This is a genomic window from Croceicoccus ponticola, assembly GCF_004004515.1.
GTDB lineage: Bacteria > Pseudomonadota > Alphaproteobacteria > Sphingomonadales > Sphingomonadaceae > Croceicoccus > Croceicoccus ponticola.
In genome coordinates, this window is the sequence record NZ_RXOL01000003.1 from 93,576 (window position 1) to 107,110 (window position 13,535).

A 13,535-nucleotide genomic window follows, 5' to 3' on the forward strand; every position below is an offset into this window, starting at 1 on the left:
GCTAGGCAGATCTACCTAGCCCACGTTATTCCGGCCACGGTCAGACCGCGACGATCTTCAACCCTTGCACCATCGCCAGAAACGCATCGTAAGCGCGTTCGGCCTGTACCTTGTCGTAAGCGGGGCCGTCGGGAACGGTCCAGCCGTGGTCGGCCGGATAGACTTCCACCGAACCCAGTGCGCCCGATGCGGACAGTGCTTCGCGCAGTTTCGTTTTTGCTTCGGGCTCCTTGACATCGTCGTTCTGCGCGATGGCGAACAAGTAATGCGCGCGGCCTTTCAACATCTTGTGCGGACTATCCGCTGCTTCGGTCACCAGCCCGCCGCCATGCATGGACGCCGCGACGGTGACCCGTTGCGACGCATTTGCGGCAAAGATGGTCCACGATCCCGTCATGCAGTGCCCGCGCGCGCCCATCCCCAGCGACTTGTCGACGACATCCTGCTGATCGAGCCATGCGACGATGGCCTTGGCGTCGGCCATGATCGTTTCGGCGCTGAACCGGTTGCGATATGGCGTGACTTTGGCAAAGCCGTCGTTGGCCATGAAATCGGCGAAATCGGTAAACGTCGCATGGCCCGCATCGCGCCAATACGGATCGGGCACGATCACCGCGAAACCTTCGCCCGCCAACCGCTCGCCCATCGCTTTTGCCGCCGGGCGTACCCCTGCGATGTCCGGCCACATGATGACGGCGGGGTGGTTACCGGCAGAGGGGTGATAGAACCATCCGCCGATCGTGCCGCCTGCGGTCGGGATGGCGACTTCACCGCCCAGCACGCCGCCCTGTGTTGCGACGGCCGTGCTGGCTTCCGCTTCCGCTCCGCCACTGGCGTTGCAAGCCGCAAGCATCGCGCCCCCGCCCGCTGCCGCCACGGCGGCGTTGAAACTGCGGCGGCTAGCCTTTCCATTTGGCTTGCTGCAGTCGTTGCGGCGAAAGGCGTCCAGTTGGTCCTGATCACACATGGCGCTTTGGAATTCCTCGATAAACTACCCGTCAGCGCCACACGATAGGGCCGCCCGCGCGCAGCACAAGGGCGCAACGCGGGCGGAAGAGGGAAAGGCCCGATCAACCAACGGCTGCGGCGATCCCGATAAGCACGCAAGCGCCGACCAGCAGCGCGATCTTCATCGCCGATGCCGCTTCGCCATAGAAGAACACGCCAATCATCACGCTGAACAGCGGGACCGTCGCGGCCAGGATCGGCAAAAGGATGTTGAGCTTTGCCCCGTTGTTCAACAACCATGCGAGCGAAAAGAACGAGGTGATCAGGACGACGATCGTCGCCGCGGTCCAGCCCGCGTGGGTAAAGCCGCGCGTCTTGACGAGGAAAGTGACGCCGACGACTTGCGTGATCACCGCGAAAAGAAACGCGCCGATCTGCGTTCCGGTCAAGGCACCCATAGACATTCTCCCATCCCCGCCCGTTTTTCGGTCGGTGTGGCAGCATGGCTAGGCGGCGGGCGGCATGTTTGCCACGCACCTTTCTATCAGGTGTCGTGAAACGAAACCATCAACCGCGAAAGTTCAGTTCCAGCAGGACATTGTTGGGATCGCGGACGAACAGCTGCGTCAGCCGAATGCCCGATACGCCGCTGACCCGGTAGTCCAGCCCCGCTGCATCCAGCCGCGCCTTCATGTCGTCGAGCCCGTCGCAATCGAAGGCGACATGGTCGATGGAACCGGTGGGATTACCGACGTTGTCGACGAAATATTCGCGCCGTTCCATGAATTCGCGGCGAACCATGTGCACGATCGGTCGCCCTTCGGCATCATTCAGCCACCGGATATCCTCCGGCTTCAGCGGTTCGGGCGGATCGGAAGGGATCAGGCCCAGGATATCGCGATAGAACGCCACCGCTCCCGACAGATCGGTCGTGACGATGTTGACGTGATCGAGCGTCCTTACAGACATGGCACCCCTTACCTTCTGCTAAGCGCAGCCTCGCTTTCGGCCAACAGTTCGGCGATGATGTCGGCGACCGGCTCTTCCTTCTTGACCATGCCGACCGACTGGCCTGCCATCAAGGAGCCGTTTTCGATATCGCCGTCGATCACTGCGCGGCGCAGCGCACCCGCCCAATAATGTTCGATCTGCAACTGCGCTTCGGACATCTCGATGCCTTCGCCGTCCAGCAGGGCCGCGACTTCGCGCTGCTTGGCGGTGAACAGCTCGGTGCCCTTGTTCTTCAACGCGCGGACCGGAATGACCGGAAGGCGTGGATCGACCTGCACGCTGGCGATCGCGTCGCGCGCGCCAGCGCGAAAAAACGCCTTCTTGAAATCGGGGTGCGCGATGGATTCGGTGGCGCACGCAAATCGCGTGCCCAGCTGCACACCAGCCGCACCCATTTCAAGGTATCCCGCAATCGCCTCGCCCCGCCCGATGCCGCCCGCGACGAATACGAGGTGCTCTTCGGCCAGTTCGGGCAGGAATTCCTGCGCCAGCACGCTGGTCGCGACGGGGCCGATGTGACCGCCCGCCTCCATCCCCTCGATTACCATGGCGTCCGCGCCCGAACGCAGCAGCTTCTTGGCCAGTGCCAGCGTGGGGGCGAAACAGATGACCTTCGCCCCGCTGCCTTTGATCTTGTCGACGCTGCCCTTGGGCGGCAATCCGCCGGCCAGTACAACATGGCCCACGCCATGTTTCGTGCAAACGTCGATCAGTTCCATGATCTGCGGATGCATGGTGATCAGGTTCACGCCGAACGGCTTAGCCGTCAGCTTTTTCGTTTCGGCGATTTCGTTGTCGAGCAGGTCAGGCGACATCGCGCCGCAGGCGATCACGCCGAAACCGCCCGCATTGCTGATCGCGGAAACGAGCTTGCGTTCCGAAACCCAGCTCATCGCGCCGCACATGATCGCGTGTTCGCTACCGAGGAATTGGGCGCCGCGCCGCATCAGCGCATCTGTTTTGGGATTAGTCGTCATGTCCGCGGCGTTAGGCTGCGTCAGCGCGCCCGGCAAGTGCGATACGCGCGTCATGAACCGGCGATTCGCGGCCCTTGACTGCGGAATGCGGTTCAATGCGTACATCCCCTAATCGCTTTTTTCTGTCTGGCTATGCAAGTTTGATCGTTTCAGCCGTTCGTTCGCGTGCGGTATGTTTCTCTATCAGTTAAAAAAACCGGAGGATGCGAAATGGACGTAGCGACAGGTTCAACGGCCGGCGGCGGCTGCCCAATGCACGGCGATGGCAGGGTTCGCGCGCTCTTGGGGCGGACCAACCGTGACTGGTGGCCCGACGCGCTGGCCGTCGACATTCTCAGCCCGAACGGCTCCGCCAACCCGATGGGCGAGGATTTCGATTACGCGGAGGCATTCAATGCACTCGACTATCACGCCCTCAAGGCTGACCTCACCGCCCTGATGACCGACAGCCAGCCTTGGTGGCCGGCGGATTACGGCCACTACGGGCCGTTTTTCATCCGCATGGCCTGGCACGCGGCGGGCACCTATCGCACGGGCGACGGCCGCGGCGGCGCCAACAGCGGCCAGCAGCGCTTCGCGCCGCTTAATTCGTGGCCGGACAACGGCAACCTCGACAAGGCCCGCCGCCTGCTGTGGCCGATCAAGCAGAAGTATGGCCAGAACGTCTCGTGGGCCGACCTGTTCATCCTGGCCGGCAACGTCGCCATCGAATCGATGGGCGGACCGATATTCGGTTTCGGTGGCGGCCGCGCCGACGTCTACGAGCCCGAGAAGGACATCTACTGGGGCGACGAGGACAAGTGGGTCAACGAAGGGGTGCAGACCCGGATCGACCCGGATCGCGGACTGCAGGACCTCGACGGGCCGCTGGCGGCCATCCAGATGGGCCTGATCTACGTCAATCCCGAAGGGCCAGGCGGAAATCCCGACCCGCTGCAATCGGCGCGCGACATCAAGGCGACGTTCGAGCGCATGGCGATGAATCACGAGGAAACCGTCGCGCTCACCGCCGGCGGCCACACCTTTGGCAAGGCGCACGGGAACGGCGATCCCTCGCTGCTCGGCGCTGCACCGGCTGGGTGCGATCTCGCCTCGCAGGGTTTCGGCTGGGTTTCCTCGCATGAGAGCGGCGGGATCGGCGAGCACACCGTCACCAGCGGGCTTGAAGGTGCGTGGGTCAATACGCCGACGCAGTGGAGCGAGAACTATTTCCGGCTGCTGCTCGACTACGATTACGAACTCGTCCACTCGCCAGCCGGCGCACAGCAATGGCAGCCGATCAACCAGAAGCCGGAGGACATGGCCCCCGCCGCCTGGGATGCGAGCATCAAGGTGCCGACCATGATGACGACGGCCGACATGGCGTTGAAGATGGATCCGGAATTCCGCGTGATCAGCGAAAAGTTCCGTACAGATCACGAATCGTTCAAGGACGCCTTCGCCCGGGCGTGGTTCAAACTGTGCCACCGCGACATGGGGCCCAAGGTCCGCTACCTCGGCCCCGAAGTGCCGGCCGAAGACCTGATCTGGCAGGACCCGGTTCCGGCGGGCACGATGCCGTCGGATGCCGATGTTGCGGCGGTGAAGGCGAAGATCGCGGCCAGCGGGCTAACCGTCAGCCAGTTGATCAAGACTGCCTGGGCTTCGGCCAGCACCTATCGCAAGTCCGACCATCGCGGCGGCGCCAACGGGGCGCGCATCCGCCTGGACCCGCAAAAGGACTGGGACGTCAACGAGCCGGCGATGCTGGCGAAGGTCCTCGCCAAGCTGGACGAAGTGCGCGGGCCGCTGTCGATGGCCGACGCCATCGTCCTGGGCGGCGTGGTCGGCCTTGAAAAGGCGATCCGGGATGCGGGCTTCGACGTCGAAGTGCCGTTCACGGGCGGCCGGGGCGATGCGACCGAAGCGCAGACCGAAGCCGACAGCTTCGCCGTGCTGGAGCCGCAGGCCGACGCCTTCCGCAACTACCTGCCGCGCAAGCTGCGCGTGAAGACCGAGGAAATGATGCTCGACCGGGCGGCGCTTCTCGGCCTGTCGGTGCCCGAAATGACCGTCCTGGTCGGCGGCCTGCGCGTCCTGGGCGCCAACCACGGCGAGCGGGGCCACGGCCACTTCACCAAGCGGTCGGGCCAGTTGACCAACGACTTCTTCGTCAACCTGCTCGAAATGACCAACGTCTGGAAGGCAGTGGAAGACAGCGATGACGAGGAATATGTCGCGACCGACCGCGCCGGCGGTCACGAGACCTGGCGCGCAAGCCGGGCCGACCTGGTCTTCGGCTCGAACGCCGAATTGCGCGCCGTGGCCGAGGTCTATGCCGAAAAGGGACACGAGACGAAGTTCGTGAAGGATTTCGTCAAGGCCTGGAACAAGGTGATGAATGCGGACCGTTTCGACGTGAAATAGACCTGCTCATACTCCCCAGTCATTCCGGATTGGGGAGTTTCAGGTTTGATGGCAACGGGTTACTGCGTTAACCGTGTTTGTCGACGTGACGGAAACCATGATGCGATAGGATTGACCAGCATTCTATTGGGAGACAATGGATGTTTGTTCTTTGCATCATGGTCCTTGCCGTCGGCGCGTTGCTTCTGTGGTTCCTGCCAATCCCGCGCGACCGGACGAAGCGCATGGCTTCGCAAGCCGGCGGGACAGCGCTGTTCGGGATCGGCCTTTGCGGCTTGGTGCTGCAATTGATGGGGCCCGTCGCGGCCTGATCCGCGCGAAAGACACCACGAACCTGATCGGATCGATTGACCGCGCAACAACGGCAATCGGTCGCTGAACTCAAACAGACGACTTGACGATGCAGCTACATCGGCTAACGGCGATGTAATGTTATATCATGCACGTATTGCCATCTTGGCGTCCACGACCATTGCCTCGCTAGCCCTGACCGCTCCAGCCCTCGCACAGGAACGCGCTGGCGATGCGCAACCTTCCGCGCAGGCCACCGACGACGATTTCCACGATTCCATCGTCGTGACCGCGAGCGGCATCGGGCGGATCGATTTCCTGGCGGGCACCACCGTCCTTGGCGGAACGGATCTTCAGCGCAATCTCGATGGGCAGATCGGCGAAGTGCTCGAAGGCCTTCCCGGCGTTTCGGCAAGCGGCTTCGCGCCCGGTGCCTCGCGCCCGATCCTGCGTGGCTTTTCGGGCGACCGCGTTCGCGTGCTGGTCGATGGGATCGGCGCGATCGACGCGTCCAACGACTCCGCCGATCATGCGGTCAGCGTCGATCCCCTGACAGCCCAGCGTATCGAAGTGCTGCGCGGACCCGCGACGCTGCTTTACGGCAGTTCCGCCATCGGCGGAGCGGTCAACGTCATCGACAAGCGCATCCCGTTGAAACTCCCCGACGAACCAATCCACGTCGACGTAATCGCCTCTGCCGACAGCGCAGCCAATGCTCGCGAAGCCGGCGCCTCGGTCGATGTGCCCTTGGGCGGTGGATTTGTCGTCCATGCCGACGGTTCGTGGCGCAAGACCGACGACCTGCACGTTGCGGGACCGCTGTTGGCGGACCCGCTGCGCATTGAGGTGTTGGCCGAAGCGGCGGAGGACGAGGCGCGAGACCCGGATCACGCGGCAGAGCTGCGCGCGCTGGCCGACGCGCAAGGCATCCTGCCCGACAGCGCGACGCGAACTCATTCGGCGGGCGCGGGCGTCGCATGGCTCGGTGGCAAGGCTGACCTTGGCGTTTCGGTTTCCTATTACGACACTTATTATGGCGTCCCGACCCGCCCGGGCGTCAGCCATGCGCACGATGCCGGACCGGATGAGCCCGGAGCCGGGGAAGAAGAGGAAGGCGCAGTCGCCATCGACCTGCAGCAAAAGCGCGCGGACCTGCGCGGCGGGTTGCGCTTCGACCGCGGGCCTCTTGCCGAAGTGCGCACGCGCTGGGGATACAGCGATTACGAACACGTCGAGCTGGAAGGCAGCGAAATCGGCACGCGCTTTCTGGTCGACGGCATCGAAGGCCGGCTCGAACTGGTCCAGCGCCAGCGGGGCGGCTGGTCCGGCACGGTGGGCGCGCAATATTTTCGCCGCGACCTCGAGGCTATCGGCGCAGAAGCGTTCGTACCGGCGAACCGTAGCGAAAACGCCGCATTGTTCGCCTTGCAGGAGATCGCTTTCGGACGAGCCACGGTCGAATTCGCGGGCCGCTTCGAACACGGCAAGGCGCAAGCCCCGGACGTATCGCTGGCCCGCAGCTTCGATGCTTTTTCCGGCGCGATCGGCGCATGGCATGAAACCGGCTCGGGCCTGCGGTTCGGCATCAACGCCAGCCGCACCGCGCGCATTCCGACGCCAGAGGAACTGTTCGCCGACGGACCCCATGCCGCGACTCAGCAATACGAAGTTGGTGACCCTCTGCTCGCGCTTGAAACCGCGTGGGGGGCAGAGGCTTACATGCGCGGTCGCGTAGGACCGTTGGACCTGTCCCTGACCGCCTATGCGAGTTGGTTCGACGATTACGTCTATCTCGCCGCGACGAATGAACAGACGGATGGATTGCCGGTCTATCGGCAGCAACAGCAGGACGCAACTTACAAGGGGTTCGAGGCCGAAGCCACCGTGCCATTGGGCCGGGCCGACGGCTTTTCGCTGTCGGCACAACTTCAAGCCAGCTACACCCGCGCCACGCTGGGCGACGGCACACCGGTGCCGCGCATCCCGCCGATGTCGCTGGGCGGGGCGCTGATCGGCAAGTCGGATCGGGTGGAAGCCCGGGTCGAGATCGATTGGAATTCGGCGCAACGGCGCACGGCCGCGTATGAAACCGGGACCGAGTCCTTTGCCATGGTCGACGCGTCGGTCGCGTGGAAACCGATGCGCGGCAACGAAAACCTGTCGATCATCGCCGCGATCGAAAACGCCTTCGACGCCAACGGACGCCGCCACGCAAGCTTTACCAAGGATTTCGTGCCGCTGGCAGGCCGCAACTTCAAGCTGAGCGCGAGGCTAAGCCTTTGACCTGAGAAATCCCGATGGCGCCACGGACCACTTTCGGCCCGTAGCGCCAACCGGACGAATCAGGCCGCGCCAGAAGCGTCGTCGAGTTCGTAAGCAGTGTGCAGGATACGCACGGCGAGTTCGGTTTCGTCCTCGTCGATCAGCACCGATACCTTGATCTCTGACGTCGAGATCGCCTGGATGTTGATTCCGCGATCGGCCATCGCCTTGAACATCGTGGCCGCGATGCCCGCGTGGCTGCGCATGCCGACGCCGACGATGGAAATCTTGGCAACCTTGGCATCGGTGATGATGCGGTTGAAGCCGATCGTTTCCTTGTGTTCTTCCAACAGTGCCTGTGTGCGCACCAGATCGGCACTGGGCACGGTAAAGGTCACGTCGGTTTCGCCTTTTTCGCGGCCGACGTTCTGAATGATCATGTCGACGTTGATGTTGGCGGCGGCAAGCGGGCCGAAAATGCTCGCCACGGCGCCGGGACGGTCGGGCACGCGGGTCAGGATGACCTTGGCTTCGTTCTTGTCGGCGGCGATGCCGGTGATCAGCTGGCTTTCCATTTCGATTCCTTCGAGCTCTTCATCGCTCACAATCAGGGTTCCGGGCAACTCGTCGGCCAGCGGCGCGTCGTCGTCCACGAATGACGACAGGACCTGCACCCGCACACCTTCCTTCATGGCGAGGCTGACCGAACGGGTCTGCAACACTTTCGAACCGACCGACGCGAGTTCGAGCATTTCCTCGAACGTCACCGCCTTCAGCTTGCGCGCCTTGGCCACGATCCGGGGATCGGTGGTGTAGACGCCGTCGACGTCGGTATAGATGTCGCAGCGATCGGCACCGACTGCCGCCGCGATGGCCACCGCGCTGGTGTCCGAACCGCCACGGCCCAGCGTCGCGACCCGCCCGTCGTCGCCGATGCCTTGAAAGCCCGGGATGACCGCGATTTCGCCCGCCTGCATCGACGCGATCAGTTCGTCCGCGTCGATTTCGCCGATGCGCGCCTTGGCATGGGCGTTGTCGGTGTGGATCGGGATCTGCCAACCCAGCCACGACCGCGCCTTGCAGCCCAGCGCCTGCAGCGTGAGCGCGAGGAGGCCCGCAGTCACCTGTTCGCCGCTGGCCACGACGACGTCGTATTCGGCCGGATCGTACAGCGGGTTCGCCTCTCGGCAAAAATTCACCAGTCGGTCGGTTTCACCCGCCATGGCCGAAACGACGACCGCGACTTCGTGTCCGGCGGCCTGGTGGCGGCGCACGAGATTGGCGACGCGACGGATGCGTTCCGTCCCTGCCATCGACGTGCCGCCGAATTTCATCACGATGCGGGCCAAGGCCACGCTCCCCTTCGTTGTGGAATCGCTACGGGCGCGCTGTTAGGGGTAGGTTATGACAAGCGCAACTGTAACTGGCGAAACGATCTCGCCCCTGCCGCCCACGGCCACGATCCGACCCGACGAGGCCGCCCATTTCGGCAGGTTGGCCGCCGAATGGTGGGACCCCAAGGGTTCGTCCGCAATGCTGCATCGGCTTAACCCGGTGCGCCTGTCGTTCATCCGCGACGCGATCGATTCGCACTGGGGCGGCGACGTAATGCTGCGCACGCCGCTTGGTGGAAAGCGAGCGCTCGATGTCGGCTGCGGCGCGGGACTTCTTTGCGAACCGCTGGCGCGGATGGGCGCGGCGGTGACAGGCGTCGACGCGGCGGCGGAAAACATCGCGGCGGCGCGGCATCATGCGGCGGGCATGGGGCTGGATATCGCCTACCACGCGGGCGAACTGGCATTGATGGAGCCGGGGACCTTCGACCTCGTCACTTGCATGGAAGTGATCGAGCACGTCGCCGACAAGCCCACGTTTCTGCGCGACCTTGCCACGCGGCTGGCGCCGGGAGGTTTGATGGTGCTGTCGACGCCCAATCGCACGGCGGCGGCCAAACTGTTGGTCGTCGAAGGCGCGGAGCTGCTGGGACAGGTGCCGCGCGGCACGCATCACTGGGACGATTTCGTCACGCCCGAAGAATTGTCCGAATTGCTGGCCGACGCTGGGCTGGACTCGGGGCCGCCCAAGGGCATCGCCTTTTCCGCGATGAGGGGGCTGCACCTCTCCGACAATCTAAAGCTGAACTACATCGCGACCGCCACGCACGTCTGAACGAGTCGAATGAACGGGTGGGGGATCAATAATCCTCCGATTCATTCGGTTCCGCTTCGTCGTCATCGCTCGTCCCCGACGGCGGAGCCATCTGCGCCGTCATGCCGCGCACCGCTTTGATCAGCGCTGGCATCGCCTCCATCATGCGCGGGAGGGTTTGTTTCATCCGCGCCATCGCCGCCGGGTCCATCCCCGCCAGCATGTCGCGCATCGTGCCCTGCCCCAGTTCGTCGATGTCGCCTTGGCCAAGCCCCATCCGGCCGACGAGTTCGCGCAACGGCATGTCCATCATCGGGCTGGCTATCAGGGTTTCGAATTTTTCAGTCATCTGCCCGGTCAAGCCGTGCATCGTCTCGTCCGAATCGTCTGCCATGGCATCCGGGTCCATTGGGCCAGCCGGATCGGCATATTCCACGTCGCCCATATCCTGAGCGGCGGCGGGCACAGTCGCGACAAGCGCGAACGCAGCGGCGGCAAGAATGGCTTTCACGATCGGGATCTCCCATGGCGGCGAGACCGGATAATATCCGACAAGTCGCTAAAAGGAAAGGAAAACCCCGGCATTCAGCGTGGCACCAACTATGCCGCGCCGACCAAGGCCTATTTCAACGCACCTTCCCAATCGGCTTCATCGAACCCGACCAGCAGGCCGCCATCGTGTTCGACGACCGGTCGCTTGATCGTGGACGGGTGCGCCAGCATCAAGGCTATTGCCTTGTCCGCGTCGATATCGGCCTTGTCCGCATCGTCCAGCCTGCGAAACGTCGTGCCCCGGCGGTTCAGCAACACTTCCCATCCCTTGTCCGCGACCCATTTGCGCAAAGCCGCTTCGGGCACGCCCTGTTTCTTGTAGTCGTGAAAGGCATGATCGATGCCATGGGCGTCGAGCCATTGGCGCGCCTTCTTTACCGTGTCGCAGTTGGGGATGCCGTAAAGGGTCGCGCTCATCGAATTCGGTCCTGCAAGTTGCCGCCGCACCCCCTCTAGCAACTGGACATTTGCGCGCAATCCGACGAAGAGGCGCGCAAAGGGGCCATGCCATGAGTTTCAACACGTTCGGCCGCGTGCTGCGGTTCACGACCTGGGGCGAAAGCCATGGCCCGGCGCTGGGCGCGGTGGTCGACGGGTGCCCGCCCGGTATTGCGTTGAGCGAAAGCGACATTCAGCCATATCTGGACGCGCGCAAACCCGGCACCAGCCGCTTCACGACGCAGCGGCGAGAGGCCGACGAGGTCCGCATCCTTTCGGGTGTTTTTGCCGGAAACGACGGAATCCAGCGCACGACCGGAACGCCGATCAGCCTGATGATCGAAAATACCGATCAGCGGTCGAAGGATTATTCGGACGTCGCGCAAAGCTATCGTCCCGGTCATGCCGATTATGCTTATGACGCAAAGTACGGTTTTCGCGACTATCGCGGCGGCGGGCGTTCGTCCGCGCGCGAAACCGCAGCGCGGGTCGCGGCAGGCGCGGTGGCGCGGTTGATCGTGCCGGGCGTCGCCATTCGCGGCTGGGTCAGCGCCATCGGCGGCGACGAAATCGACGCCGCGAACTTCGATGCGAACGAAATCGGCAACAACCCGTTCTTCTGCCCCGATGCCCATGCTGCCAAACGCTGGGAAGCGATGGTCGATGCCGCCCGCAAGGATGGATCGTCGCTAGGTGCAGTGGTGACGTGCGAGGCAACGGGCGTTCCGGCCGGTTGGGGGGCGCCGCTCTACGCCAAGCTGGATGCCGATCTAGCCGCCGGGATGATGGGCATCAACGCGGTAAAAGGCGTTGAGATCGGTGACGGTTTCGCCGCCGCCACCCTGCGCGGTGAACAGAACGCAGACCCGATGCGGCCTGGCGCAGATGGTTCGACGCCCCAATTCGAAGCGAATCACGCAGGCGGCATCGCGGGCGGCATTTCGACCGGACAGCCGGTGCGGCTGCGCGTGGCGTTCAAGCCGACCAGTTCGATCCTCATCCCTGTGCCCACCGTCACACGCGACGGCCATGCCAGCGAGATCGTCACGAAAGGCCGCCACGATCCGTGTGTCGGCATTCGCGGCGTGCCGGTGGTGGAAGCGATGATGGCGCTGGTGCTGGCCGATCATTCGATGTTGCACCGGGCGCAATGCGGCTGATCCGCGAAGCGGTGAGCGATGCGGACCGCAATGCCTTTGCCGCCAATTGCCGTGAATTCATCGATTGGTGCCGCAATCGTTATTCCGACCGGACGGACCTGATCGAAGCATACTTCGTTCCGCGTGACGCGGCGACGGAACTGGCCGAAATCGCGGCAACGTACCGTCCACCCGAAGGCCGCATCTTCCTGCTCGAACAAGATGGCGCCGTTGTCGGCGGCGGAGCCTATCGCCGCTTCGACGAACGATCTTGCGAATTGAAGCGCATTTACGTCAGTGCGGCGGGCAGAGGCAAAGGGGCAGGTCGCGCGCTAACCGAACGGCTGGTCGCGGCGGCTACAGCCGATGGCTTCACGCGTGTCATGCTGGAAACCGGGGACCGACAGGACGAGGCGATCGCGCTTTACCGGTCGATGGGCTTTCTCAGAATCGAACCCTATCGGGCCCATCCGGAAAATCTTGTTCCCCATCTGGTTTCGATGGTGAAGTGTCCGAACCCGAATTAGATGCATATCACGCTGCGTTGCGCCATTCACAAGGCAAGATAATCGGGGTTCCGTACAGGATTCATGCGGTTGATCGGTTTTCTCGATCTTCGCAATCGCAACATTGCACTTCAATCCTTGGCGCGATGCCTTATTTCCCCCAAGCGAGTTTCGAATCCCGCAATCCACACAGGAGCAAATATTACATGGGTATCATCGGCAGCACGATTACGCCGTTCAAGGCAACCGCGTTCCAGACCGGCAAGGATTTCTTTGACGTGACCGAAAAGGACATCGCCGGAAAGTGGGCCGTGTTCTTCTTCTACCCCGCCGATTTTACCTTCGTCTGCCCGACCGAGCTTGAGGATCTGGGCGAGCATTACGACATGCTGCAGAAGATGGGCGTCGAAGTGTTCGGCGTATCGACCGACACGCATTTCAGCCACAAGGCGTGGCACGACACGTCGGAAAAGATCAACAAGATCAAGTACGCCTTCCTTGGCGACCAGCTCCACACGCTGTCGAAGAACTTCGGCGTATTGCGTGAGGAAATGGGCCTTGCCGATCGCGCAACTTTCGTCGTCGATCCCGATGGCGTGATCCAGCTGATGGAACAGACCTGCGAAGGCGTTGGCCGCAATGCCAACGAACTGGTCCGCAAGATCCGCGCGGCACAGTACGTGCGCAACAACCCCGGCCAGGTCTGCCCGGCAAAGTGGGAAGAGGGTTCGGACACTCTCGCCCCGTCGCTGGATCTCGTCGGCAAGATCTGATCGCAAATACGGCTCCTGTCTTGCAGGGGCACCGATAGAACAGTGGCCCGGGGTGCCTTCCCGCGCCCCGGGCCGCTTTGTCTT

At 63.2% G+C, this 13,535-nt stretch carries 14 protein-coding genes; 7 read left to right on the forward strand and 7 right to left on the reverse strand.

The genetic code is table 11. The features are described from left to right. Positions 1-40: 40 nt before the first annotated feature. The 4 genes from EKN06_RS08440 to EKN06_RS08455 form a co-directional block, all read right to left on the reverse strand. Positions 41-967, reverse strand: a complete 927-nt coding sequence (locus EKN06_RS08440) for a dienelactone hydrolase family protein (protein WP_127612475.1) — start codon at positions 965-967, stop codon at positions 41-43. 103 nt (positions 968-1,070) lie between these two features. After that, positions 1,071-1,406: an SMR family transporter gene (locus EKN06_RS08445; RefSeq protein WP_205693855.1), complete on the reverse strand. Its 336-nt coding sequence runs from the start codon at positions 1,404-1,406 to the stop codon at positions 1,071-1,073. Positions 1,407-1,515: 109 nt separating this feature from the next. Continuing rightward, positions 1,516-1,917 (reverse strand): VOC family protein, encoded by a 402-nt coding sequence (locus EKN06_RS08450; protein WP_127612477.1) that lies wholly within the window; start codon positions 1,915-1,917, stop codon positions 1,516-1,518. Positions 1,918-1,925: 8 nt separating this feature from the next. Further along, positions 1,926-2,936 carry an NAD(P)H-dependent flavin oxidoreductase gene (locus EKN06_RS08455; protein WP_127612478.1) on the reverse strand — a complete coding sequence of 337 codons (1,011 nt, stop codon included), beginning with the start codon at positions 2,934-2,936 and terminating at the stop codon, positions 1,926-1,928. Between the two features lie 210 nt (positions 2,937-3,146). Here EKN06_RS08455 and katG point away from each other — a divergent pair, with 210 nt between their 5' ends. From katG to EKN06_RS08465, 3 genes are all read left to right on the forward strand, one after another. Continuing rightward, the gene (katG, locus tag EKN06_RS08460; RefSeq protein WP_127612479.1) at positions 3,147-5,342 is read left to right on the forward strand and encodes a catalase/peroxidase HPI; all 2,196 of its coding nucleotides are present in this window, start codon (positions 3,147-3,149) and stop codon (positions 5,340-5,342) included. A gap of 140 nt (positions 5,343-5,482) precedes the next feature. Next, positions 5,483-5,653: a hypothetical protein gene (locus EKN06_RS15650; protein WP_164844002.1), complete on the forward strand. Its 171-nt coding sequence runs from the start codon at positions 5,483-5,485 to the stop codon at positions 5,651-5,653. A gap of 118 nt (positions 5,654-5,771) precedes the next feature. Further along, positions 5,772-7,916: a TonB-dependent receptor gene (locus tag EKN06_RS08465; RefSeq protein WP_127612480.1), complete on the forward strand. Its 2,145-nt coding sequence runs from the start codon at positions 5,772-5,774 to the stop codon at positions 7,914-7,916. 59 nt (positions 7,917-7,975) lie between these two features. Here EKN06_RS08465 and EKN06_RS08470 read toward each other — a convergent pair whose 3' ends face one another. Then, positions 7,976-9,244 (reverse strand): aspartate kinase, encoded by a 1,269-nt coding sequence (locus EKN06_RS08470; protein ID WP_127612710.1) that lies wholly within the window; start codon positions 9,242-9,244, stop codon positions 7,976-7,978. Between the two features lie 55 nt (positions 9,245-9,299). Between EKN06_RS08470 and ubiG the strand changes: the two genes are divergently transcribed. Further along, positions 9,300-10,064 carry a bifunctional 2-polyprenyl-6-hydroxyphenol methylase/3-demethylubiquinol 3-O-methyltransferase UbiG gene (ubiG, locus tag EKN06_RS08475; RefSeq protein ID WP_127612481.1) on the forward strand — a complete coding sequence of 255 codons (765 nt, stop codon included), beginning with the start codon at positions 9,300-9,302 and terminating at the stop codon, positions 10,062-10,064. A gap of 25 nt (positions 10,065-10,089) precedes the next feature. Here the strand turns inward: ubiG and EKN06_RS08480 are convergent, their stop codons facing one another. Continuing rightward, positions 10,090-10,554: a hypothetical protein gene (locus EKN06_RS08480; RefSeq protein WP_127612482.1), complete on the reverse strand. Its 465-nt coding sequence runs from the start codon at positions 10,552-10,554 to the stop codon at positions 10,090-10,092. A 110-nt stretch (positions 10,555-10,664) separates the two neighbouring features. Next, positions 10,665-11,012, reverse strand: a complete 348-nt coding sequence (locus EKN06_RS08485) for an ArsC family reductase (protein WP_127612483.1) — start codon at positions 11,010-11,012, stop codon at positions 10,665-10,667. A gap of 92 nt (positions 11,013-11,104) precedes the next feature. Here EKN06_RS08485 and aroC point away from each other — a divergent pair, with 92 nt between their 5' ends. From aroC to ahpC, 3 genes are all read left to right on the forward strand, one after another. Continuing rightward, positions 11,105-12,193, forward strand: coding sequence for a chorismate synthase (aroC, locus tag EKN06_RS08490; protein WP_127612484.1), 1,089 nt, complete (start codon positions 11,105-11,107; stop codon positions 12,191-12,193). Beyond that, positions 12,184-12,699: a GNAT family N-acetyltransferase gene (locus tag EKN06_RS08495; RefSeq protein WP_127612485.1), complete on the forward strand. Its 516-nt coding sequence runs from the start codon at positions 12,184-12,186 to the stop codon at positions 12,697-12,699. The genes aroC and EKN06_RS08495 overlap by 10 nt, the downstream gene beginning before the upstream one ends. A 185-nt stretch (positions 12,700-12,884) precedes the next feature. Further along, on the forward strand, positions 12,885-13,451 hold the full coding sequence (gene ahpC / locus EKN06_RS08500; RefSeq protein WP_127612486.1) for an alkyl hydroperoxide reductase subunit C: 567 nt from the start codon (positions 12,885-12,887) through the stop codon (positions 13,449-13,451). Positions 13,452-13,535: the final 84 nt, after the last annotated feature.

Excerpts from the sequence above, each read along its gene's own strand:
- ubiG (WP_127612481.1), top strand. The coding sequence starts at position 9,300 with ATGACAAGCGCAACTGTAACTGGCGAAACGATCTCGCCCCTGCCGCCC.
- EKN06_RS08455 (WP_127612478.1), bottom strand. The coding sequence starts at position 2,936 with ATGACGACTAATCCCAAAACAGATGCGCTGATGCGGCGCGGCGCCCAA.
- ahpC (WP_127612486.1), top strand. The coding sequence starts at position 12,885 with ATGGGTATCATCGGCAGCACGATTACGCCGTTCAAGGCAACCGCGTTC.
- EKN06_RS08445 (WP_205693855.1), bottom strand. The coding sequence starts at position 1,406 with ATGGGTGCCTTGACCGGAACGCAGATCGGCGCGTTTCTTTTCGCGGTG.
- EKN06_RS08485 (WP_127612483.1), bottom strand. The coding sequence starts at position 11,012 with ATGAGCGCGACCCTTTACGGCATCCCCAACTGCGACACGGTAAAGAAG.
- EKN06_RS08465 (WP_127612480.1), top strand. The coding sequence starts at position 5,772 with ATGTTATATCATGCACGTATTGCCATCTTGGCGTCCACGACCATTGCC.
- katG (WP_127612479.1), top strand. The coding sequence starts at position 3,147 with ATGGACGTAGCGACAGGTTCAACGGCCGGCGGCGGCTGCCCAATGCAC.
- EKN06_RS08440 (WP_127612475.1), bottom strand. The coding sequence starts at position 967 with ATGTGTGATCAGGACCAACTGGACGCCTTTCGCCGCAACGACTGCAGC.
- aroC (WP_127612484.1), top strand. The coding sequence starts at position 11,105 with ATGAGTTTCAACACGTTCGGCCGCGTGCTGCGGTTCACGACCTGGGGC.
- EKN06_RS08450 (WP_127612477.1), bottom strand. The coding sequence starts at position 1,917 with ATGTCTGTAAGGACGCTCGATCACGTCAACATCGTCACGACCGATCTG.
- EKN06_RS15650 (WP_164844002.1), top strand. The coding sequence starts at position 5,483 with ATGTTTGTTCTTTGCATCATGGTCCTTGCCGTCGGCGCGTTGCTTCTG.
- EKN06_RS08495 (WP_127612485.1), top strand. The coding sequence starts at position 12,184 with ATGCGGCTGATCCGCGAAGCGGTGAGCGATGCGGACCGCAATGCCTTT.